A 19,779-nucleotide genomic window follows, 5' to 3' on the forward strand; every position below is an offset into this window, starting at 1 on the left:
GGCTGTGGGCGTACCCCCGGGTGGGCTGCCGGCGCGGAGCCGGCGGCGGCCGACGGCGCGTCGGCGGCGCTCAGGGTGAGCCGGCGTTCCATCCGCTCCAGGCGCTGGAGCAGGCCACCGGTGGAGTCGTCCGCGCCGGGCAGCAGCATCCGGGCGCAGATCAGCTCCAGCAGCAGCCGGGGCGCGGTGGTGCCGCGCATCTCCACCAGGCCGTCGTGCACGATGTCGGCGCAGCGCGAGAGCGTGCCCGGGCCGAGCTGAGAGGCCTGGGCGGCCATCCGCTCGATCTGGTCGGCCGGACCGTCGATCAGGCCCTTCGCGGCGGCGTCCGGCACCTGCTGGAGCACGATCAGGTCGCGCAGCCGCTCCAGCAGGTCCGACGCGAACCGGCGCAGGTCGTGCCCGGCCTCGGCGACCCGGTCGACGGTGGCGTACGCGGCGGCGCCGTCACCGGCGGCCAGCGCGTCGCACATCTCGTCGATCAACGCGGCGTCGGTGACCCCGAGCAGAGCGGCGGCACGGGCGTAGGTGACCCCCTCCTGCCCGGCGCCGGCGATGAGCTGGTCGAGCACCGAGAGGCTGTCCCGCATGCTGCCCCCACCGGCGCGGACCACCAGAGGGAAGACCGCCGGCTCGACGGAGACGCCCTCGGCCTGGGTGAGCTGCTCCAGGTACGGCCGGAGCACCTTCGGTGGGAACAGCCGGAACGGGTAGTGGTGGGTCCGCGACCTGATCGTGCCGAGGACCTTCTCCGGCTCGGTGGTGGCGAAGATGAACTTGACGTACTCCGGCGGCTCCTCGACCAGCTTGAGCAGGGCGTTGAAGCCCTGCGTCGAGACCATGTGCGCCTCATCGATGATGTAGATCTTGAAGCGGCTGCGGGCCGGCGCGAAGAACGCCTTCTCGCGCAGCTCGCGGGCGTCGTCGACACCACCGTGGCTGGCCGCGTCGATCTCGATGACGTCGATCGAGCCGGCGCCGTCGGTGGTCAGCGAGCGGCAGGACTCACACTTGCCGCACGGCTCGGGAGTGGGGCCCTGCTCACAGTTGAGGGAACGGGCCAGGATCCGGGCGCTGGAGGTCTTGCCGCAGCCGCGCGGGCCGGAGAAGAGGTAGGCGTGGTTGAGCCGGCCGCTGCGCAGCGCCTGCGACAACGGCTCGGTGACCTGCTCCTGGCCGATCATCTCGGCGAAGGTACGCGGCCGGTACTTGCGGTAGAGCGCCAGCGTCACTCGTCCCGCCTCCTCTCGACCGAGCCATTCTGCGCCGGTCGGGCGCGGGTGACCACCCACCACCCCGGGCGCCTGGGTTGCTGCGCGTTGCCGGCCTGGTCGCCGGGCTTGATCGACTCGGCTTCCTGGAAATCGCGGTGTCCCTGCGACCGGGACACCGCGACATCACTGATGTCGAGTGGATCAACCGGCCCACAGACAAAAAGGCCTCCCGTGCACCCGGCAGAGCTCGCTTATCCTTGCTGCCTTCCGGCCCTGGGGAGGTTCACGAGATACCGCCGCACGGGAGGTGCCGCCAAGCCTACCCGACCGCCCGTCGATCTTCAGGGGGTGGTGGGGTGGCCGGGCCGGCGGGGGCCTGTATCCTGGCTCGCGGAGGATTCGCCTAGAGGCCTAGGGCGCACGCTTGGAAAGCGTGTTGGGTTTACACCCTCACGAGTTCGAATCTCGTATCCTCCGCTCTCTTGAGCAGCACGAACGCCCGGCAGGTCCGTAGGGACCCGCCGGGCGTTCGTCTTGTGGGTCGCCAGGGCCGGCGGACGGACCGGCCCTGGCGTCGATTCGCAGGGGTCAGAACCTGCCCGCGGCCACGTCGGCCAGGGTCACACGGGTCACCGTGTAGTTGACGGTCACGCCCACGCTCTCCGAGACGTACTTGATCGGCAGGCCGGTTTCGGCGTTGATGGTCAGGCTGTCAGTGCCGCCGCCGCTGATCAGCGCGCCGGCGGCAAGGGTGAGCACCGGCTGGCCGTCGATGGTGCCCTGCTCGACCTTGACCTCGGGCATCTGCCCCAGCAGCCGCAGCACCCCGGCGCGGACCGTCGGGCTGCCGGCGCCGGCCTTCAGCGCGTCCACCGAGCTTCCCCAGACCCAGTTGTCGGTCAGGTTGCCCACGGTGGACGCGTCCTGGCCGGTGGCCTTGAGCTTCTCGTCGATCGCGGGACCGGACGGCTTGACGCCGGGCGCCTGGAGAGTTGGCGCGGTCTTCGGGTCCTTCACGTACGCGAGCGCCATCCTCTTGCGGGCCTCGTTGAGGTCGCCCTTGGCCGCGTACTCCGCCGCAGCGACCGCCTTCTTCCTCCCGGCCTCGCTGTCGCCGTCCCCGGCGGGCTTGCCCTTCACACTCGCCGGGAGGGCACCGCGGGTCTTGGCGAAGTAGAGGTCGCCGTTGTCGGCGAACACGTCCCACACAGCGACCTTGAGGCCGTCCGTGTAAACCTGGTTGCGCAGCACGAGCGTCGCGTCGCCCTCGGGCCGCGGGGCGGTGGTCAGATAGCCGACCAGATTCATCAGCGGGGCGTTCTCGGCGGTCGCACTGCTGGCCGCCGCCGAGTTCGGGGCGGCGAGGTTGGGCGCCGGGGCCTGGGTGCCAGTGGTGAGCACGGCGACCGCCGCGACAGCGGCGGCGAAGCCGGTGCCGGCAGTCGCGCGCCACGCCATGCGGCGGTGCCGCAGCTTCCGTCCGCGGCTCTCGATCTGGTCGAGATCCGGCGCGTACGGCCGATCCCCGACGATGCCCTGCAGAGTCGCGCTCAGACGTGCCTCGGTGTCGTGTGGCATGGTCAGATGTCTCCTCGGTTCAGTACGGACTTGAGCTTGATCAACGCCCGGCTCGTCTGGCTCTTGACGGTGCCCTCGCTGCACCCGAGGGCCGCTGCGGTCTCCCGCTCGCTGAGCCCCTCGAGAAACCGCAGGACGACGGTCGCCCGCTGCCGCGCGGGCAGCGACTGCAACGCCTGGAGCAGTTCGGCGCGGTTCACGACCTCGTCGGACATGTCCGCGACGGTGCTGTCGATGTCGGGTTGCACCGTGATGTTCCGGTTCCGGCGCCAGCCGCGTCGCGACTCGTTGATCAGGATGCGTCGCACGTACGCGGACGGGCTGTCGGCCCGCTGGACCCTGCGCCAATTGCTGTACGCCTTCGCCAGGGTCTCCTGGACAAGGTCGTTGGCCAGGTGCCAGTCCCCGCACAGCAGGTACGCCGTGCGGTGCAACGATGCGGCGATCCCCTGGACGAAAGCCCGAAAATCCTGCTCCGCGTCGCTCGCCGTCCCGGCTGGTCGGTGCTTCATTACGGTCGTCACATGGGGGGAGACACGCGTATGGGCGCGGACGTTGTCAAGGGTGTCGGATCTTTCTCGGGCTCAGCACGTCTGGCGCTCTCAGCGAACCACGCCCGGCGCTCCGAAAGCCCAGGTCCCCCGGTTTTCGGCCGACCCGATCGGGGCTCGGCGGCCCGCCCGAATCGCGCCTGATCATGCATTCCAGGTTCGTCCAAGGTTTCGACAAGGCGGCACCTCGAAGCTCATGCCAATCGGCGCCCACCGAGGGGCCGGAGCAGGCGAAGCAGAGGAGTGCGACGGACATGACACGGACCCTTGCCAGGCGGGTACTGCTGCCGCTGACAGCCGCACTGACCGCGATCCTGATGACCACGAACCCGGCGGCCGCCGCGGGCAACGACGACTACACGGTCTACACCTCCGTGCATGGCGGCGCGGTCGACTTCATCGACTACGGCCCCGGCGCCACCGGTGGTGGCAACAACGACGACTACCTGGTGATCCGCGACATCGCCGCGGACGGCCACGGCGTGCAGGTCTGGGCGTGGCTGCACGGGAAGTACCTCGGCACGAGGTACAACGGCGGCGGCGCGTGGAGTTCAATGATCTACGACCCGTACACCATCTTCCCGAACAACGTCGCGAAGAACGAGGTCATCGGGCTCAAGATCTGCCTGGTCGACGGGCAGGACAACCTGATCCAGCCGAGTTGCTCAAGCCTGGAGTGGCCCAGCATCGACGGCTGACCGGACCACGCCGGCACCCTTCGGAGGTACGCGAACAACGCCGAAGGGTGCCGGCTCCCCGACCGCCGCCGGATCCTGTGGTCTCATCGACGTCGTGGCGAACACGGCGTGGCAGTGGGACGAGACGTTGTACGCGGGCAGCGCGAGCCACTACAGCATCGGCCGCATGCCCTACCCGCCCCGGCTCGCCGAGGCTGTCGGGGAGACACTCGACCTCGACGGCACCGGTCGGCTCCTGGACGTCGGCTGCGGGCCCGGATCTCTGACGCTCCTGCTCGCGCCACTGTTCGAGGCGGCGGTGGGCGTCGACGCCGACCAGGGCATGCTCACCGAGGCGCGACGCAGAGCCGGCGAGGTCGGAGCCACGAACATCGAGTGGCGGCACCTGCGCGCCGAGGACCTGCCGGCCGACCTGGGCACGTTCCGGGTGGCCACGTTCGCCCAGTCGTTCCACTGGATGGACCGGCCTCTCGTGGCCCGTCGCGTCCGCGACATGCTCGCACCGGACGGCGTGTGGGTCCACGTCGCCGCCAACACCCACCAGGGCGTGGCCGACGACGAGACGCTGCCGTACCCCCGTCCGCCGTGGCGGCAGATCGACGACCTGGTCGCCAGCTACCTGGGACCGGTCCGCCGGGCCGGACAGGGGTGGCTCCCCGCCGGCACCCCCGGCGGGGAGGAGACGATCATGCGGCAGGCCGGCTTCACCGGCCCCACCCGCATCGAGGTCCCCGGAGGGGCGGTCGCGGAACGCAGCGTCGACGAGATCGTCTCGGCGGTGTTCTCCCTGTCCAGTTCGGCACCACGCCTGTTCGCCGACCGACTCCCCGCCTTCGAGGCGGATCTGCGTCGCCTCCTGTCCGAAGCGGCACGCGATGGTCGCTTCGCCGAGCGCAGACGCGAGGTCGCAGTGGTGATCTGGCGCCCCTGACTAGCCGCGCAGGCGGGCCCAGGAGAGGAAGCGGTCGGCCAGCCGGGCCGGGTCCGCACCGATGAGCTGTTCACCGGCCTCGACCTGGAGCGTCGCCAGGTAGACCAGCAGTGCCACCCGGTCGTGCCGATACTCGCCGAGCAGCCGCAACTTCGCCGCCGAACAGGGCCAGGCGATCCCGCATGCCTGGCAACGCCAGGTCGGGCGGCTGGGCAGGTGGGGAAGCGAACGGCGACCCCTCATCCGACCGCCAAGGAGCCACGCCGGGCCGGCGGACGGGTGGCAGTCGGAGGAGCCGGGGTGGCCAACCGATGCACGCCCTCAACCAGCACATACAGCGACCGCCGCGCTACCGCGTCGCCCTTCGGGTCCAGCTCGTACGCGTCGATCCAGAGCCACCCGTGGTAGGTCTGCCAGGCGAGGACCCGAATCACGCGGACCACGATCGGCCGGACGTACTGCGGACCTGCGGCCCGGGTCAAGCGCAGGAGATCGCCCGATCTCATCCGCGGCTCCGGCTTGTCCCGCACGTTTCCCCCTTCTCGCTGGGAGGGGCCGCCCATGAGTGCTCGCCCATAAGGCGGCCCCGGCACGAACGCGTCCGCCGGGTTCACTCCCTACCGGTCGCGCCGTCTACAAGCACCCTGCGAAGCGTGACGAGACATCAACAGCCCGTAGAAGATATGGTCGATAGACATTCCGAACATCCGACGGGAGACGCCGTGAACGACGCCTTGCGCGCCGCCCTTGGCGACACCGGGCACACGATCGAGTCACTCGCGGAGCAGGTCGGAGTAGATCCGAAGACCGTCGCGCGATGGCTGAACGAGGACCGCATCCCTCACCCCCGACACCGGGAGATGGCGGCAGGCGCTCTCGGGCGGCCCATCGGGGACATATGGCCGGACACCGCGAGACGTCGGGATCTCATCTGGTTCCGACCCTGGCAGGAGATTGAGCGTGACGCTCTCGCGCTGCGCTCGTATCAGTCGGTGGTGCTGCCGGGTCTACTCCAGACAGAGGCCTATGCCCGAGCGGTGCTCGCGGGCTCCGACGTCATCGCCCGGGGCGACGTCGAACGGCACCTGGCCTCTCGGCTCGCCCGGCAGAGCATCCTGTCGCGTGACGATCCGCCGCGCTTCACCGCCGTGGTTGACGAAGCGGTGTTGCGGCGTCCTGTCGGTGGGCGGGCGACGATGCGTGAGCAGCTTCAGGCACTGCTCGTCGCATGCGAGGCCCCGCACGTCCGCATGCACATCGTGCCGTCGTCGGTCGGTGCGTACGCTGGGTTGAACGGTCCATTCGTGATCGCCGTAGGCCCCGAGCACCGGACCGCGGGCTATCTCGACAATCAGCTTCAGGGCCAAGTCGTCACCGACGCGGAAGACATCGCGGCAATACTGACGGCGTGGGAGAACGTGCGTGGCGAGGCGCTGTCCCACTGGCAATCGGTCGACCTGCTCACGGAGGTGGCGAAGACATGGAACTGACCGGCGCGCGGTGGCACAAGAGCAGCCGCAGCAGCGGCAACGGCGGCGACTGCGTCGAGGTCGCCGACAACCTGCCCGACGTGGTCGCCGTCCGCGACTCGAAGAACCCTTCCGGGCCGGCCCTCACTTTCACCCCGACTGCCTGGCGCGCGTTCGTCGCCCAGGTAGCCGAGCGGGCCTAACCAACTGGGCGAGAGTCAGGGCCGAGGCATGCGCCTCGCAGCAGCAGCCGGGCCCACGCAGGCGACCGCGGGGCCGGTCGACCTCCTAACGGAAGTGGCGGAGACATGGAGCTGAACGGCGCCCGGTGGCGCAAGAGCAGCCGCAGCAGCGGCAACGGCGGCAACTGTGTCGAGGTCGCCGACAACCTGCCCGACGTGGTCGCCGTCCGCGACTCGAAGAACCCTTCCGGGCCGGCCCTCACCTTCACCCCGACTGCCTGGCGCGCGTTCGTCACCCAGCTCGCTCGGCGGGCCTGACCGGAACCGACGCGGCCGGGCCGCCCGGGCCGGGTGGGGCCCGCAGGGACCAGAGCGCAAGGGGTACGGCGGCGGCCGCGGCGGTCAGCAGGATCAGTCGGTGGTCGACGACTTCGAGCAGGCTCGCGCCGGCCAGCAGGGCCACGGTGGACGGGCCGAACGTCAGCGTGTTGACCGTGGACGCCACGCGGCCGACCAGCTCGCCCGGCGTCTCTCGCTGGACCGCCGTCCAGACGGTGACCAGCACCAGCGGCACGCCGAGTCCCACCGCCAGCCCACCGGCGACCACCGGTCCGACCGAGGTCGTGGCCCGCAGGGCAAGCCCGACGGCGAAGACCGCGACCGCACCGGCCACCACCCGCCGGTCGCCGAAGCGGCGCAGCAGCGATCCGGCGGCCAGGCCGCCGAGAAGGGACCCGACGCCCTGCACGGTGGCCAGCACGCCGTTGAACTCGGGCGGCCGTCCCAGACCGGCGTCCACCACGGCGTACGCGACGGCGCCGTTGAGCCCCATCAGCACCATCGTCAGTGCGGCGCAGCCGACGATGTGCCGCAGCACGCTGTGCCGGCGCAGGTGCCCCCATCCGTCGGCGAGCTGCCGGCTCCAGCGCTCGGCGGGCCCGGGTGACTGCTCGCGAACCCGCAACGACCAGAAGACGATGCCGGCCAGCACGAAGGTGGCCGCGTCCAGCAGCACCACCGGGTGCGCGCCGTACGCGGCGAAGAGCGCCGCTCCGGCCAGCGGGGCGAGCAGCTTCATCCCCTCGTTGATCGTGGTCCGCAGCCCGTTGAAGTCACCGAGCAACGGGCCGGGTACCACCGCCGGCACCAGCGCGGCCTCGGCCGCGTCGGTCAGCACGAAGGTGATCCCGTACGCGGTCATCACCGCGAAGATCAGCCACACCCGGGTCGCCGAGTCGACCAGCAGCAGCAACGGCAGCAGAGCCGCCATCACCGCGTGCAGGACGATCAGCAGCGGTCGGCGGCGGAACCGGTCGGCGAGCAGCCCGAGCAGTGGCCCGACCAGGGTGGGTGCCCACACCCCCAGGGTCACCAGGGCGGCGAGGCTGCTCGACCCGCTCAGATCCTTCACCCAGATGCCGGCCACCAGCAGCATCGCCGCGGTGCCGAAACCGGACACCAGCACCCCGCCGAGATAGCGGCCGGCGTCGCGGTTGGCCAGCACCCTGGCCGTACCCCAGCTCATCGCACCTCCCCGCCAGCGGCCGATTCTGCCCGAACGGCGGCCGCGGTGGGTGCCCACGGCGCCCGCCGGGTACGGTCCGGGGATCGACGCCGACGGGCCCGGATCCCGTCGTACACATGTTCTATCCACAGGCTGTGGACGGCGGAGGGTTGGATGGGTTACCAGCTCAGCACGGTGGTCGCGGACGCGGAACTGCTCCGCGAGCACACCACCGAGCTGGATCACGCGGTCCTCGGCGAGCTGCGCCAGGATTTCGCGCTGCTGCCGGTCACCCCGCAGTTGGTGGTGGAGCTGACCGGGTCACTGCCGGATTTCTCGGTGGACGACCGGAGCGCCGAGCACCCGTTCGGCCTGGTGTTGTCGTCGCCGCTGGTCGAGCTGCTGGCCCGCTGGTCGCAGTCCGGGCCGGTGGCGTACCTGGAGGCGGAGTTCGGCGGTGGCGCCGGCTACCAGTCGGCGGTGGTGTGGCTGGGCGGCGCGCGGTCCTGGGGGCCACGGTTCGACGACGTGCTCGACGCGCCGCGCGAGGAGTGGCCGATCAACATGGCGCTCGCCCGGCTCGGTGTCGAGCCGGGCGCGTGGATCGACCCGTTCGCCGAACTGGGGTTGCACCTGGAACGAAACACCGACGGTTGGCTGGCGCACGGGCGGCGTCGGCTCAGCGCCGACTACTGGGATGAGCTGGTCGAGCAGTGGGAGAACGGGTAACGCCCGGCCGATCCATGGCGGACCGGCCGGGCGTTGTCGTGCACGGTCTCAGTACAGCGGGCCGCCACTCTGCGGCCCGGCGATGCGGAGGCCGTAGCGCTGGGGCCAGACGACCTCGGTGCGCAGGGACAGACCACTCCACGTGCGGTCGAGCGGTTCGAGCCCGCCGGCGGAGCCGTGGAACGGAATGACGACCCCGGACGGATATCCGGCGAGGTCGCCGCCAACCTCTTCCCCGGTCGAGGCCACGACGGCGTCGAGCCCGCCCCTGCCGTTGAGGTTCAACAGGGCGACGGAGGCGCCGAACAGGTCCCCCCTCTCGGACCCGCCCGGAACGGTCGGGTGGTTCTGGTCGAACCCCTGGGCGCCGCTCCCCGTCAAGCCGGCGGCGGAGCCCTTGAGCAGGGCGACGCCACCGGCGTCGGCCAGCGAGCCGATGGCCTCGCCGGGGATGCCGACCAGCACGTCCGCTCTGCCGTCGCCGGTCACGTCACCGGTCGCCAGCGCACCACCGAAGCGGTCGTCGGACTCGGGGTCTCCCGGTACGCCGGCCGTACGCTGCGTGATGATCTGTACCGCACTGCTGGACAGGCCGGCGGAGCGGCCGGCGAAGGCCGCGACGAGGCCGCCGTTGATGTGCGGAGTCTGCGCGCCGGGCGCCCCGGCGATCACCTCGCCCAGCCCGTCACCGTTCACGTCGCCGACCGCGAGCGTGTCACCCAGGTACCACGCGATGGTGCCGGTCCCATCGTTCGGCTCCACCGCCGCTCCCGAGACCGCGGTGGCGCCGGTCGACGACACACCACTCGCCGAGCCCCACATCAGGGTGACCATCCCGCTGCCGTTTGAGGTCACGCCGTCGTCCTCACGAGGAGCGCCGATGACCAGGTCGTTGTAACGGTTGTTGTCGACCTTTCCGATCGCGAGCGAGAAGCCGAACTGGTCGTTGGCCTCCGCCCCGCCGGGCACCGCAGCCAGGTCCTGGTGGAGGTGCTGCGCTCCGGTCGCCGTGAGGCCGGTCGGCCCGCCCAGCAGGACGGTGACCGCGCCCGCGCTCGCCTTGCTTCCGATCGCCTCCCCGAACGCGCCGACGGCGAGGTCCTCGCGGCCGTCCCCGTTGATGTCACCGGCCGCGAGGGCGGCACCGAACCGGTCGTAGCTCTCCGGGTTGTCCGGAACATTCGGCGAATCCTGGTTGAAGTGGACCGCCGAGTCGACGACCAGGCCGGTGCGGCTGCCCGGGATGACCCAGACCCCGCCGGCGTGGGTCCTGGTGCGGGCATCCTGCTCGTCACTGTCGCCGATCGCCAGGTCGTCGTAACGGTCGCCGTTGAAATCGCCCGCCACCAGGGCCAGACCGAAACAGCTGCAGCCGCCGTCGGTTGGCAGGACGCCCATGAGGTAGTCGACCTGCGCGGCCGACGAGTAGCGCACGCTGACCACGCCGGTCGGGGTCTGGGGCAGGTTGTAGTTGAACGGGTCGCCGGTGGCCGCGATGTCGTCGACGCCGTCGCCGTCGAAGTCGGAGCGGCCGACGCCCGCGCCCCGTACCGGGGTGATCGTCCTCGGCAACGACACCCGGTGGTGCTGGAGAACGACGCCCTCGCGGGTGATGGTCCGGACGCCTTGCGCAGCCTCCGCCGGGACACTGAGTGCCAGGCTGGCCAGCACGGTGGAGACAACTAAGATCGGTGCACTTCGCTGCAAGGGAACCCCGCTTCCGTTAGGCGCCTGGACACAGTAGGCGGACGATTCGACTGCTGAAATAAGGCGAACGGGCAGGGCGGGCGACGACCGGGCATCCCCATCGACCAAACGGACTCCGGCGCTGGCGGCCGGGGAGTCTCGACGCCGCTCCAGAAATCCGGCGACCGGCAGCAACCTGAACGCCCCGGTTCCGTTGGGGACTGGGGGATTCCATGAAATTGCGACAATTTGCGTTTATTGCCGCGCTGCTGACGGCTGCCTCGATCGCCGGCAGCGGCGTGCCGCCACCGGGCCCGATCCCGGACGGACGGCCCGCCGGCAGCGTGGAGATCATCGATCTGAACGGTCTGCGCAACATCGAGTTCGGTGACACCGAGGACGAGCTGACCCGCCGGGGCATCCTGCGTACCGACCTGGACGCCTGCGGGCCGATGCTCGCCGGCCACGACACGGTCAGCCCGGTCTTCGCCGAGGACAAACTGGTGCTGCTCTGGGTCGGTGAGCTGATGCGGACACCGGAGGGCATCACGGCGGGCTCACCAGTCGACCAGGTCTGGTCCCGCTATCCGTCGGTCACCCGACTGCGGGCTCCACAGGGGACGTACCGGCTCGACGGGCTGCTCGCCCACCACGGCGACCGCGCGTACCTCTTCCTGCACGACGGACGCACGGTCCGAAAGACCATCGCCGGGTACGCCGACTGGGCCCGCCGCCTGTTCGACGAGGGCGCCGGACCCTGCTGATTCCGAGCGCCGAGCGGGCCGGTCCACGTCGGACCGACCCGCTCGACGCGCCAAAGCACCGTCAGCCGCGGAACGACCGCCAGAAGTCGTACGAGTGGGCCTCGGCGAAATCCCTCGTGCCCGACCCGCCGTCACCGGCCAGCACCCGCACGTACGGCGACCCGCCGCGCAGTCGGGGCCAGTCCGCCCGGCCCGCCCGCGCGAAGTCACTCCACACCCGGACCATCTCGTCGGACAGCCGCCGCTGCGTCGGCGTGAGCGCCTCGGCGTAGTCGACCGCGAACAGGTAGGGCAGCTCCGCGCAGTGGTACGCGCCGGTGGGGAACGTCGACTCGGGCCCGTCGGTGAAGAACGGCGCGTCGTCGTCGGCGAACTCGTAGGCGTACGTCGGCACCCGCCCGGCGAACTCCAGCGCGGCGGAGTAGATCGGCTCGGCGTAGTCGTGGTCGGTCAGCACGGCGGCCAACGTCTCGCTGGCGGAGTACGCGTCGTCGCGCGGGTAACGGGCCAGCACCTCCTCCGCCCGGTCACCGAAGGCGGCCCGTACCTGCTCGCGGTACTGCTCGTCGGTGAGCGGGCACGATTCGGGCTGCTGGTCCGGCTCCGGCGGCGTCGGGCAGTTCATCCCACTGCGTTCCATCCCCCACACCAGGAGCCGGGACTCGTCCCGGTTCATCCCGGTCAACACCGGCACCGGATGCAGTCGCCCGGCGGCCAGCGCCTCCGCCGGGTCCACCGGCAGCGTGCGGCCGTCGACGACCGGGCCGAGGTCGACACCGGCACCCGGATAGCCGGCCGCCTCGATCAACCGGGCGGGGTCCCGCCCCCGCAGGCAGGCGGCGACCGTACGGGAATTGGCGCAGCCGACCGTCCGGGCGAACTCGTCGGCTGCGACGGTCGCCGCCGCCCGGGTCTGCACCGGGTTGGCGCACGAGTTGCTCTGCAAGATCGCCCGGTGGAACAGGCCGGCGGAGGCCGGCGCGGCCAACTGCGCGCAGACACTTGTCGCTCCGGCCGACTGACCGAACAGGGTCACGTTGCCGGGGTCCCCGCCGAAGGCCGCCGCGTTGCGTGACACCCACCGCAGTGCCGCCTGCTGATCCTGGAGGCCGTAGTTGCCGACAGACCGGCCCCCGTCGGCGAGCGCCGGATGCGCCAGGAAGCCGAGCGCACCGAGCCGGTAGTTGACCGTGACGACGATGACGTCACCGCCGGTGGCCAGCCGCTGCCCGCCGTACACGTCTCCCCTGCCGAACCGGAAGTCGCCACCGTGCAGCCACACCAGCACCGGGCGCGGCGTCCGTGCGGAGGTGCGCGGCGTGGTGACGTTGAGGTAGAGGCAGTCCTCGGACTCCGAGGGATCGTCCATCGGCAGCCCCTGGAGTTGGGCGCACGCGTCCCCGGGCCGGGTCGCGTCGCGGACGCCGGTCCAGGTTGGAGCCGGCAGCGGCGGAGCCCACCGCAGCGCGCCCAGCGGCGGTCGGGCGTACGGGATCCCCTGGAAGGAACGGTGGTCCGCCGCTACGGTCCCGCGCACCGCGCCCAGGTCGGTCCGGACGACGGCCGCACTCCCGCCGGTGGCAGCCGAGGCTCCCGGGCCGACGGCCACCGCCGGCGCGAGCAGCGCGACGGCACCCAGCGCGGCGACCCACCGGGCCCGGCGGGCGGGCCGGATCGGAATGCTGGTCATGGTTCCCTCCGTTCGTCGGTAGCCGGTACGGCGTACGCACCGTGCTGCGGCGAGCATGCCGACCTGGCCACCAGTCGGCCAGGGAGCTCTAGTACGCCGGCCGTCAGCACCGGCGAACACCGACGGGCCGACGGTCGGCGCTCTAGTGCGCTACGGTCACACCCCGACCGGCGGGAGGCCGACCGTGACACAGATCGACGAGTCGACACCTCCGTATCTGCGCATCGTCGGGGAGCTGCGGCGGCGCATCGCGGAGGGCGAGTTGGGCCCCGGCGACCGGTTGCCGTCCACCCGGCAGATCGTCCGGGAGTGGGGGGTCGCGATGGCGACCGCCAGCCGGGCCCTCAGTGTGCTCCGTCAGGAGGACCTGGTCCGGGCGTTGCCCGGTGTGGGCATGGTGGTGACCGGCCCGGAGTCGACGGCGACCGTGCGGGGCGCGCGGGTCGACGCCCGGCGGAGGCCCAGCGGAGGGGTGACCCGCGAACAGGTGGTGCGGACCGCCACCGGGATGGCCGACTCCGAGGGGTTGGCGGCGCTGAGCATGCGGCGCATCGCGACCGAGCTGGACGTGCCGACCATGTCGCTGTACCGGCAGGTCCGCGGCAAGGAGCAGCTTCTGTTGCTGATGGCGGACGCGGCCTTCGCCGCCCATCGCCTGCCGCAGACCTTCCCGCCCGGGTGGCGAGCCCAACTGGAGCTGCTCTGCCGGCTCCAGTGGTCGATCTATCGGCGGCATCCCTGGCTGGCCCAGGTCATCTCGCTGACCCGCCCACTCATGGCGCCGCACGCGGTCGCGCACACCGAATGGGCCCTGCGCGCCCTGGCCGGGCACGGCCTGGACCAGCACACGCAGCTCCACCTGGTGGCCGAGCTGGCCAACCACGTACGCGGAACGGCGGTCAACCTTCAACAGGGGGCCGAGGCGGAACAGGACACCGGCCTGACCGACGACGAGTGGATGGTGGCTCAGGCCGAGGTATTGGCCGGGCTGCTGGCCGCAGGCGAATTTCCGCACCTGGCCCGGCTCGCCCGGTCGGAGATCGACCTCAACGCCGACAGCCTGTTCGAGTTCGGCCTGCAACGGCTCCTCGACGGGGTGGCGGTGCTGCTCCGAGGGTGAGCGCTGGTCGCCGGGCTCAGGTGGCGCGCTCGGGTAGCCGCGCCCCGGACGCGGCCGCGAAACCGGCGAGCGCGATCTCGGCCGCCTGCTGCAGGTCCTCCCGGCTGACTCCGGCGGCGGCGTGCACCGCCTGACCTTCGGTGACGATCATGACGAAGCGGGCGAGCGCGGCCGGGTCGGCGTCGGCGGGTAGGTCGCCTTCGGCGACGGCGCCGGCGAACCGTTCGGCGAGGGCGTGTTCACCGGCGAGGCGGCTGGCGGCGAGAAACCCGGCGACCGGCGCGTTCTCGTCGGAGCAGGCTGTGCCGCCCTGGATCGACAGGCAGCCGGCCGGACGGTCGGGCCGGGTCACGGCGAGCACGTTGTCCCGGAGCAGGGTGGCGACGACCTGGTACGCGGTGGGTTGGGCGATCGCGTTCCGCGCGTACCCCATGTCCTGTTCGGCGTAGCGGGCCACGACCTTGCGGAACAGCTCCTCCTTGCCGCCGTAGGCGGCGTAGAGGCTGGGTTTGTTGATGCCCATGGCGGCGGTGAGGTCGCTCACCGACGCGCCCTCGTAGCCCTGGCGCCAGAACACCTCGACCGCGCGCTCCAGCGCCGCCTCGGCGTCGAAACCCCGTGGTCGTCCCCTCTGCGGCACGGCTGCACCACCTCCCGCCAGCCATGCTACCCGCGGCGCAACCGATCGGTACAGAAATTTGCGGACCGGGCTGACGGTTGCTACGGTCAGATACGTACCGCTCGGTACAGAATCCTTGGAGGATGGTGTGACGACTCGACTGAACCCCTCGCTGCCTGCGGTCGGGCTCTGGAGCATGGAGCTGCGTGGCGCCGGGAACCCGGCCGTCCGGGATGCGGCGACCGAACTCGACGAGCGGGGCTTCCGGGCGCTGTGGGTGCCCGGTCTCGACGGCGTCGGGGCCGTCGACGACGTCGCACACCTGCTGGCGGCCGCACCGCACGCCACGGTCGCACTGGGCGTGCTGGCGATCTGGGGCCAGGACCCGGTGGCTCTCGGTGACCGGCTGGCCGCGCTGGACGCCGCACACGGGCCCCGGACGATCTTCGGCTTCGGGGTGAGCAACGCCCACTCCGCCGCCCAGGCTGGCCAGGACTACGGCCGGCCGGTGGAGACGATGGGCCGCTGGCTGGACGCGCTGGACGCCGCGCCCCGGCCGGTTCCCGCCGGGCGCCGCATCCTCGGCGCGCTCGGTCCGAAGATGGCGGACCTCGCTGCCGACCGGACGGCCGGATGGCACCCGTTTCTCGTGACCCCCGACTACACCGTGACGCAGCGGAACCGTGTCGGCGCGCGGCCGTTGGTCGCACCGCACCTGGCTGTCGTCCTCGAAGAGGACCCGCAGCGAGCCCGCGCCGCCGCTCGGGCGGGGATCGGCATGTTCATCGGCTTTCCGACGTACCGGGCCAACCTGGCCCGCCTGGGGTTCACCGAAGACGACCTGGTCCCCGGCGGCAGCGACCGCCTGATCGACGCCGTGGTCGCCTGGGGTGACCTGGACGCGGTGGCCACGCGCATTCGGGAGCACCTGGACGCGGGCGCGGACCACGTCGCCCTCCACGTGCTGCGCCCCGACGGTCCGGATCGGACGGCGCTGCCCCTCGCGGAGTGGCGCGACCTGGCGAACCTCCTGCCGAGCTTCGCCGCCACCCCGACAACTCACTGACCACCGGCCGGCACGACAGCCGGCCGGACATCCGCACCGCAACCTGAGGAGATCCATCGTGGGACAGCTCGACGGCAAGACCGCCCTCGTCACCGGGGGCACCACCGGCATCGGCCTGGCCGCCGCCCGCCGCTTCGCCGCCGAAGGCGCGTACGTCTTCGTCACCGGCCGGCGCAAGGGCCCGCTGGACGAGGCGGTGACCAGCATCGGCGCCAACGCCACCGGCATCGCCGGCGACGTCAGCAACCAGGACGACCTGGACCGGGTGATGCGGGCGATCCAGGCTCGGGGCGCGGGGCTGGACGTGGTGTTCGCCAACGCCGGAGGCGGGGAGTTCCTTCCGCTGGGCTCGATCACGGTCGAGCACATCACGAACACCTTCGACACCAACGTCTACGGCACCATCTTCACGGTGCAGAAGGCCCTGCCCCTGCTCAACGACGGAGCCTCGGTGGTGTTGTCCGGCTCGACGGCCGCCGTCAACGGCACTCCGGCGTTCAGCGTCTACGCCGCCTCCAAGGCCGCCATCCGTTCGTTCGGCCGCACCTGGGCCGCCGAGTTGATGGACCGGCACATCCGGGTCAACACCCTGGTTCCCGGCTCGACCGAGACCCCCGGACTCGCGGGCCTGGCGCCCAGCCCGGAGGAGGCACCCGGCCTGCTGGAGGCCATCGCCTCGGGCGTGCCCATGCGCCGGGTGGCCCACCCGGACGAGATCGCCAACGCCGCGCTCTTCCTCGCCTCCGACCAGAGCAGTTTCATGACCGGCGGCGAACTCTTCGTGGATGGCGGCGAGCAGCAGCTCTAATGCAGAAACGCCCGGCCGATCCTCGCGGATCGACCGGGCGTTTCTGCATTTCAGGAGCGGTGGCGGAGGGATTTGAACCCTCGGAGGGCGTTAACCCTCACACGCTTTCGAGGCGTGCTCCTTAGGCCGCTCGGACACGCCACCGCCGACGAGGGTACAGGACCACTGGTTCCCACTCCGAACCGGTATCGCCCGAGCCGGCCTGGCAGGATCTTTGCCATGAGTACGCACATCGGCGCGAAGCCGGGAGAGATCGCCGAGCGGGTCCTGATGCCGGGCGACCCGCTCCGGGCCAAGTGGATCGCGGAGACCTACCTCGAGGGCGCCACCTGCTACTCGACGGTCCGAGGCATGCTGGGCTTCACCGGCCGCTGGAACGGCGTCGAGGTCTCCGTCCAGGGCTCCGGCATGGGCATGCCGTCCGCCTCCATCTACGCCCACGAGCTGATCAACGAGTACGGCGTGAAGACGCTGATCCGGGTCGGCTCCTGCGGCGCCCTCAGCACCGACCTCCAACTGCGCGACGTCGTCGCCGCGATCGGGTCGTCCACCGACTCGAACATGAACCGGATGCGCTTCGACGGGTTGATCGACTACGCGCCGGTGGCCGATTTCGGGCTGCTGCGTACCTCGGTCGAGGTGGCCGAGCGGCGCGGCATCAGCATGCGCGTCGGGCCGATCCTGGCCGCGGACGCCTTCTACACCGACCGGCCGGACCTCTACGACACCCTCGCCGATTACGGCGTGCTGGCGGTGGAGATGGAGTCGGCGGCCCTCTACACGATCGCCGCCCGGTTCAAGGCCCGCGCGCTGACCGTGCTGACCGTGAGCGACCACATCAAGACCGGTGAGAAGACCACCTCGGAGGAGCGGGAGCAGACCTTCAGCCAGATGGTGGAGATCGCCCTCGACACCATCGTCGCCTGACCCGTCGGGTCGGCGGCACCGCTGAGAGCGCTATGACTCTGGGGCATATTTATACCTCAGAGTCATAGCGCTTCCTGGTGTCCTGGCCCCCGGCGCGACACGCCGGATCGGGCCTCAGCGGAAGAAGGCCCGCAGCACGGCCGCGGTCTCGGCCTCCAGCACGCCGCCGTAGACCTCGGGGCGGTGGTTGAGTCGGCGGTCGCGCAGCACGTCCCACAGCGAGCCGGCCGCGCCGGTCTTCGGCTCCCAGGCGCCGAAGACGACGGTGGAGACCCGGGCCAGCACCAGCGCTCCCGCGCACATGGTGCACGGCTCCAGGGTGACCACCAGGGTGCAGCCGTCCAGCCGCCACCGGCCGGCCCGCTCGGCGCCCCGGCGCAGCGCCAGCACCTCGGCGTGCCCGGTGGGGTCGCCGGTCAGTTCCCGCTCGTTGCGCCCGATCGCCAGCTCGGTCCCGTCCGGGCCGTAGAGCACCGCGCCCACCGGCACGTCGTCCACGTCGGCGGCGTTCACGTCGTCGACGGCGGGGCCGGTGACCGCGACCTCCAGGGCACGCCGCATCCACAGCTCGTGCCGCTGCCGCCGGCCGACCTCGCCCGGGTCGGCCAACCCCTCGTGGGCGCCCGGTCCGGCGCGGCCCACCGCGCCGGGGGTCGGCTGCCCCGGCCGGATCGTCTCCAGCTGGGGATCCGTAGCGTCGGCGGGCTCCCCGCCGCCCACACCGCTCGATCCCGTACCGGTGGGATCAGACCTCACGCAGGTCCTCGACCTCGTCGGCGCAGCCGAGCACCTCGCAGATCTCGGCGGTGACGTCGGCCGGCAGCATCCCCTCGTGCGTGCACAGGGCCAGCAGTTTCTGCGCGGAAATGCCCAGGTTGGCGAGCAGGTCGGCGTCGCCCACCGGGTCGGCCTCCGGGTCGACGGCGGGCTGCTCGCTCTCCTCGTCGCCGCTGGTCGCCGGGCGCGGCTCGTCGCCGTCGTCGAGCCCGGTGACCGAGGTCTTCAGGTCACCGACCAGCAGCGAACCCAGCCGGGACTCCTCGGCGTACGCCGAGTCCGATCCGAACACCCTCAGGTCCTCGCCCTCATCCAGGCGCAGGATCACCAGGTAGGCGTCGTCCGCCTCGACGAAGAGCAGCGAGATGTCGGCCTCCTGGTCGACGTCACGCAGCCGGTCGGCGACCTCGTCGAGGTCGGTGGCGCCACGCAGGCTGACCTCGGCGGCGGTCCAGCCGCTGTCGTCGCGCACCACGGCCGCAGCGAAGTACGACACGGTCCCCCCAATAGCCCTCGGCACAGCGCCGACTCGTTACGCGTGCACGTTAGCCGGTCGGGTCGGCAGGCGACCGGTCAACGCCCCGAAGGGCCGGTCATTCCTGACAAAGTCGGATCAGCCGGCTACCCGACGGCGGGTGGCGATGAGCTGGCGCAGACGCTCGGTGCGCAGCCGCTGGGGCCGGTTGCGCTGACGTACCTGCCGGGCTCCCGCCAACTCGGCGAGCAGCTGCAGGCGGCGGCGGCTTCGATCGGGGTCCTGCCGCGGGGTGGTCCAGGCCATAGTGCCGAGCGTGCCCAGTCTCGGCGGCCACGTCAAGACGGCGTTCGCTACGCAGCCAACCGGGCACGCGGCGCAGTCACCACAGCGGCCAGTCGCCGGCGGTCGCCCACCGGACCGCCACCACGGCGGCAGCGATGCTCCAGCCACCGGCGGTAACGATGGCCACCCCGGTGGCCACCCCCCGGTCGCCGAAGCGCACGAGCACCAGGGCGGTCAGCCAGGCCAGCAGACCGGCCACCACCGTCCACCACGCGTAGGTGGCCACGTCGGTGCCGAGCAGACCGAACAACAACAACCAGGCGGCCGCCGCGCCGCCGCCGGTGGCGACACCGCCGCCGGTGACCGGGTGCGGTTCGCGGTAGGTGGGGCGGGTCGGTGGCCCGGCCGGAAAGAGCCCCGAGGGGGTACGCGACGCCGGGCGCGCGACGGCGTCGGGATCCGGGCCGGGATCGGGCCGGGCGATGGTCACCGTCGCTGCCCTCCCCTCACGCGCGTCGCTCGTGCCCACGCTACCGGTCTGCCAGGATGACCGGATGCCCTCGCCGACGATCGGCCGCCGCGCGCGCACGGCGTACCCGATCCTGCTGCTGCTCGCCCCGGTGCTGGCCGCCGGTTGCGCGACCACCCGGCCGGGAGTGCCACCGGGCGGCGCCGCGCCGACGCCGCCGTCGGCGTGGCGGATGGC

The 19,779-nt window shown here is 71.6% G+C and carries 24 protein-coding genes, 2 tRNA genes, 1 other RNA gene and 1 pseudogene; 13 read left to right on the plus strand and 15 right to left on the minus strand.

The annotated features are described in order from the left end of the window. Both EAD98_RS02410 and ffs read right to left on the minus strand, forming a co-directional pair. The coding region (locus EAD98_RS02410) for a DNA polymerase III subunit gamma and tau (protein WP_121652448.1) at window positions 1-1,232 on the minus strand (1,232 nt) is incomplete at its 3' end. A gap of 202 nt (window positions 1,233-1,434) precedes the next feature. After that, an RNA gene (gene ffs, locus EAD98_RS02415) (signal recognition particle sRNA small type) lies at window positions 1,435-1,524 on the minus strand. A gap of 82 nt (window positions 1,525-1,606) precedes the next feature. Here ffs and EAD98_RS02420 point away from each other — a divergent pair. Beyond that, window positions 1,607-1,691: transfer RNA gene (locus EAD98_RS02420), tRNA-Ser, on the plus strand. 111 nt (window positions 1,692-1,802) lie between these two features. On the opposite strand, the gene EAD98_RS02425 is transcribed toward EAD98_RS02420, so the two are convergent. Both EAD98_RS02425 and EAD98_RS02430 read right to left on the minus strand, forming a co-directional pair. Beyond that, on the minus strand, window positions 1,803-2,792 hold the full coding sequence (locus EAD98_RS02425; protein ID WP_121652449.1) for a hypothetical protein: 990 nt from the start codon (window positions 2,790-2,792) through the stop codon (window positions 1,803-1,805). 2 nt (window positions 2,793-2,794) lie between these two features. Then, complete coding sequence (locus EAD98_RS02430; protein WP_121652450.1) at window positions 2,795-3,304, minus strand: SigE family RNA polymerase sigma factor; 510 nt, start codon at window positions 3,302-3,304, stop codon at window positions 2,795-2,797. Between the two features lie 293 nt (window positions 3,305-3,597). Here EAD98_RS02430 and EAD98_RS02435 point away from each other — a divergent pair, with 293 nt between their 5' ends. After that, window positions 3,598-4,041 carry a hypothetical protein gene (locus tag EAD98_RS02435; RefSeq protein WP_121652451.1) on the plus strand — a complete coding sequence of 148 codons (444 nt, stop codon included), beginning with the start codon at window positions 3,598-3,600 and terminating at the stop codon, window positions 4,039-4,041. Between the two features lie 94 nt (window positions 4,042-4,135). Continuing rightward, window positions 4,136-4,972, plus strand: a complete 837-nt coding sequence (locus EAD98_RS02440) for a class I SAM-dependent methyltransferase (RefSeq protein WP_121652452.1) — start codon at window positions 4,136-4,138, stop codon at window positions 4,970-4,972. Here EAD98_RS02440 and EAD98_RS02445 read toward each other — a convergent pair whose 3' ends face one another. Both EAD98_RS02445 and EAD98_RS02450 read right to left on the minus strand, forming a co-directional pair. Beyond that, entirely contained in the window at window positions 4,973-5,215 is a 243-nt protein-coding gene (locus EAD98_RS02445; protein ID WP_121652453.1) for a flavin reductase, read from the minus strand. It abuts the gene before it with no gap. After that, window positions 5,212-5,478, minus strand: coding sequence for a hypothetical protein (locus EAD98_RS02450; protein WP_121652467.1), 267 nt, complete (start codon window positions 5,476-5,478; stop codon window positions 5,212-5,214). The genes EAD98_RS02445 and EAD98_RS02450 overlap by 4 nt, the downstream gene beginning before the upstream one ends. Before the next feature lie 216 nt (window positions 5,479-5,694). Between EAD98_RS02450 and EAD98_RS02455 the strand changes: the two genes are divergently transcribed. The 3 genes from EAD98_RS02455 to EAD98_RS02465 all read left to right on the plus strand — a co-directional run bounded on the left by EAD98_RS02455 (window position 5,695) and on the right by EAD98_RS02465 (window position 6,941). Continuing rightward, a complete protein-coding gene (locus EAD98_RS02455; RefSeq protein WP_121652454.1) occupies window positions 5,695-6,462 on the plus strand; it encodes a helix-turn-helix transcriptional regulator in 768 nt (255 codons plus the stop codon). Beyond that, a complete protein-coding gene (locus tag EAD98_RS02460; protein WP_121652455.1) occupies window positions 6,453-6,644 on the plus strand; it encodes a DUF397 domain-containing protein in 192 nt (63 codons plus the stop codon). Before EAD98_RS02455 ends, EAD98_RS02460 begins: the two co-directional genes overlap by 10 nt. Before the next feature lie 105 nt (window positions 6,645-6,749). Beyond that, complete coding sequence (locus EAD98_RS02465; protein ID WP_121652456.1) at window positions 6,750-6,941, plus strand: DUF397 domain-containing protein; 192 nt, start codon at window positions 6,750-6,752, stop codon at window positions 6,939-6,941. Here EAD98_RS02465 and EAD98_RS02470 read toward each other — a convergent pair. Further along, window positions 6,916-8,148, minus strand: coding sequence for an MFS transporter (locus EAD98_RS02470; RefSeq protein ID WP_121652457.1), 1,233 nt, complete (start codon window positions 8,146-8,148; stop codon window positions 6,916-6,918). The genes EAD98_RS02465 and EAD98_RS02470 overlap by 26 nt on opposite strands. A 153-nt stretch (window positions 8,149-8,301) precedes the next feature. Here EAD98_RS02470 and EAD98_RS02475 point away from each other — a divergent pair, with 153 nt between their 5' ends. Next, window positions 8,302-8,856 (plus strand): hypothetical protein, encoded by a 555-nt coding sequence (locus tag EAD98_RS02475; protein ID WP_121652458.1) that lies wholly within the window; start codon window positions 8,302-8,304, stop codon window positions 8,854-8,856. Window positions 8,857-8,904: 48 nt separating this feature from the next. On the opposite strand, the gene EAD98_RS02480 is transcribed toward EAD98_RS02475, so the two are convergent. After that, window positions 8,905-10,434 (minus strand): integrin alpha, encoded by a 1,530-nt coding sequence (locus EAD98_RS02480; RefSeq protein WP_233583687.1) that lies wholly within the window; start codon window positions 10,432-10,434, stop codon window positions 8,905-8,907. A 377-nt stretch (window positions 10,435-10,811) separates the two neighbouring features. On the opposite strand from EAD98_RS02480, the gene EAD98_RS02485 reads away from it, so the two are divergent. After that, window positions 10,812-11,306: a hypothetical protein gene (locus EAD98_RS02485; RefSeq protein WP_199723255.1), complete on the plus strand. Its 495-nt coding sequence runs from the start codon at window positions 10,812-10,814 to the stop codon at window positions 11,304-11,306. Window positions 11,307-11,367: 61 nt separating this feature from the next. On the opposite strand, the gene EAD98_RS02490 is transcribed toward EAD98_RS02485, so the two are convergent. Next, window positions 11,368-12,996 carry a carboxylesterase/lipase family protein gene (locus EAD98_RS02490; RefSeq protein ID WP_158609761.1) on the minus strand — a complete coding sequence of 543 codons (1,629 nt, stop codon included), beginning with the start codon at window positions 12,994-12,996 and terminating at the stop codon, window positions 11,368-11,370. A 184-nt stretch (window positions 12,997-13,180) separates the two neighbouring features. Between EAD98_RS02490 and EAD98_RS02495 the strand changes: the two genes are divergently transcribed. Beyond that, window positions 13,181-14,116 carry a TetR/AcrR family transcriptional regulator C-terminal domain-containing protein gene (locus EAD98_RS02495; protein WP_121652468.1) on the plus strand — a complete coding sequence of 312 codons (936 nt, stop codon included), beginning with the start codon at window positions 13,181-13,183 and terminating at the stop codon, window positions 14,114-14,116. A gap of 16 nt (window positions 14,117-14,132) precedes the next feature. Here the strand turns inward: EAD98_RS02495 and EAD98_RS02500 are convergent, their stop codons facing one another. After that, window positions 14,133-14,756, minus strand: coding sequence for a TetR/AcrR family transcriptional regulator (locus EAD98_RS02500; protein WP_121652462.1), 624 nt, complete (start codon window positions 14,754-14,756; stop codon window positions 14,133-14,135). A 127-nt stretch (window positions 14,757-14,883) separates the two neighbouring features. Between EAD98_RS02500 and EAD98_RS02505 the strand changes: the two genes are divergently transcribed. Then, window positions 14,884-15,801 carry a TIGR03620 family F420-dependent LLM class oxidoreductase gene (locus EAD98_RS02505; RefSeq protein WP_233583688.1) on the plus strand — a complete coding sequence of 306 codons (918 nt, stop codon included), beginning with the start codon at window positions 14,884-14,886 and terminating at the stop codon, window positions 15,799-15,801. Between the two features lie 58 nt (window positions 15,802-15,859). Continuing rightward, window positions 15,860-16,609 (plus strand): SDR family NAD(P)-dependent oxidoreductase, encoded by a 750-nt coding sequence (locus EAD98_RS02510; protein ID WP_121652464.1) that lies wholly within the window; start codon window positions 15,860-15,862, stop codon window positions 16,607-16,609. 57 nt (window positions 16,610-16,666) lie between these two features. On the opposite strand, the gene EAD98_RS02515 is transcribed toward EAD98_RS02510, so the two are convergent. Next, window positions 16,667-16,753: transfer RNA gene (locus tag EAD98_RS02515), tRNA-Ser, on the minus strand. 75 nt (window positions 16,754-16,828) lie between these two features. Between EAD98_RS02515 and deoD the strand changes: the two genes are divergently transcribed. Further along, a complete protein-coding gene (deoD, locus tag EAD98_RS02520) occupies window positions 16,829-17,536 on the plus strand; it encodes a purine-nucleoside phosphorylase (protein ID WP_121652465.1) in 708 nt (235 codons plus the stop codon). Between the two features lie 114 nt (window positions 17,537-17,650). On the opposite strand, the gene EAD98_RS02525 is transcribed toward deoD, so the two are convergent. The 4 genes from EAD98_RS02525 to EAD98_RS02535 all read right to left on the minus strand — a co-directional run bounded on the left by EAD98_RS02525 (window position 17,651) and on the right by EAD98_RS02535 (window position 19,557). Next, window positions 17,651-18,097 (minus strand): nucleoside deaminase, encoded by a 447-nt coding sequence (locus EAD98_RS02525; protein ID WP_121652469.1) that lies wholly within the window; start codon window positions 18,095-18,097, stop codon window positions 17,651-17,653. 184 nt (window positions 18,098-18,281) lie between these two features. Further along, window positions 18,282-18,809 (minus strand): tRNA adenosine deaminase-associated protein, encoded by a 528-nt coding sequence (locus EAD98_RS02530; RefSeq protein ID WP_121652466.1) that lies wholly within the window; start codon window positions 18,807-18,809, stop codon window positions 18,282-18,284. A gap of 117 nt (window positions 18,810-18,926) precedes the next feature. After that, window positions 18,927-19,094 (minus strand): hypothetical protein, encoded by a 168-nt coding sequence (locus EAD98_RS31170; RefSeq protein WP_172899030.1) that lies wholly within the window; start codon window positions 19,092-19,094, stop codon window positions 18,927-18,929. 76 nt (window positions 19,095-19,170) lie between these two features. After that, window positions 19,171-19,557: a hypothetical protein gene (locus tag EAD98_RS02535; protein ID WP_121652470.1), complete on the minus strand. Its 387-nt coding sequence runs from the start codon at window positions 19,555-19,557 to the stop codon at window positions 19,171-19,173. Window positions 19,558-19,627: 70 nt separating this feature from the next. Here EAD98_RS02535 and EAD98_RS02540 point away from each other — a divergent pair. Beyond that, window positions 19,628-19,779, plus strand: a pseudogene (locus EAD98_RS02540) (M23 family peptidase); the annotation flags it as partial.

This window comes from Micromonospora sp. CV4 (assembly GCF_003667455.1).
Lineage (GTDB): Bacteria > Actinomycetota > Actinomycetes > Mycobacteriales > Micromonosporaceae > Micromonospora.

Coding starts and splice junctions, on each gene's coding strand:
- EAD98_RS02425 (WP_121652449.1), bottom strand. CDS start 2,792: ATGCCACACGACACCGAGGCACGTCTGAGCGCGACTCTGCAGGGCATC.
- EAD98_RS02430 (WP_121652450.1), bottom strand. CDS start 3,304: ATGAAGCACCGACCAGCCGGGACGGCGAGCGACGCGGAGCAGGATTTT.
- EAD98_RS02435 (WP_121652451.1), top strand. CDS start 3,598: ATGACACGGACCCTTGCCAGGCGGGTACTGCTGCCGCTGACAGCCGCA.
- EAD98_RS02445 (WP_121652453.1), bottom strand. CDS start 5,215: ATGAGGGGTCGCCGTTCGCTTCCCCACCTGCCCAGCCGCCCGACCTGG.
- EAD98_RS02450 (WP_121652467.1), bottom strand. CDS start 5,478: ATGAGATCGGGCGATCTCCTGCGCTTGACCCGGGCCGCAGGTCCGCAG.
- EAD98_RS02460 (WP_121652455.1), top strand. CDS start 6,453: ATGGAACTGACCGGCGCGCGGTGGCACAAGAGCAGCCGCAGCAGCGGC.
- EAD98_RS02465 (WP_121652456.1), top strand. CDS start 6,750: ATGGAGCTGAACGGCGCCCGGTGGCGCAAGAGCAGCCGCAGCAGCGGC.
- EAD98_RS02470 (WP_121652457.1), bottom strand. CDS start 8,148: ATGAGCTGGGGTACGGCCAGGGTGCTGGCCAACCGCGACGCCGGCCGC.
- EAD98_RS02475 (WP_121652458.1), top strand. CDS start 8,302: ATGGGTTACCAGCTCAGCACGGTGGTCGCGGACGCGGAACTGCTCCGC.
- EAD98_RS02490 (WP_158609761.1), bottom strand. CDS start 12,996: ATGACCAGCATTCCGATCCGGCCCGCCCGCCGGGCCCGGTGGGTCGCC.
- deoD (WP_121652465.1), top strand. CDS start 16,829: ATGAGTACGCACATCGGCGCGAAGCCGGGAGAGATCGCCGAGCGGGTC.
- EAD98_RS02525 (WP_121652469.1), bottom strand. CDS start 18,097: ATGCGGCGTGCCCTGGAGGTCGCGGTCACCGGCCCCGCCGTCGACGAC.
- EAD98_RS31170 (WP_172899030.1), bottom strand. CDS start 19,094: ATGGCCTGGACCACCCCGCGGCAGGACCCCGATCGAAGCCGCCGCCGC.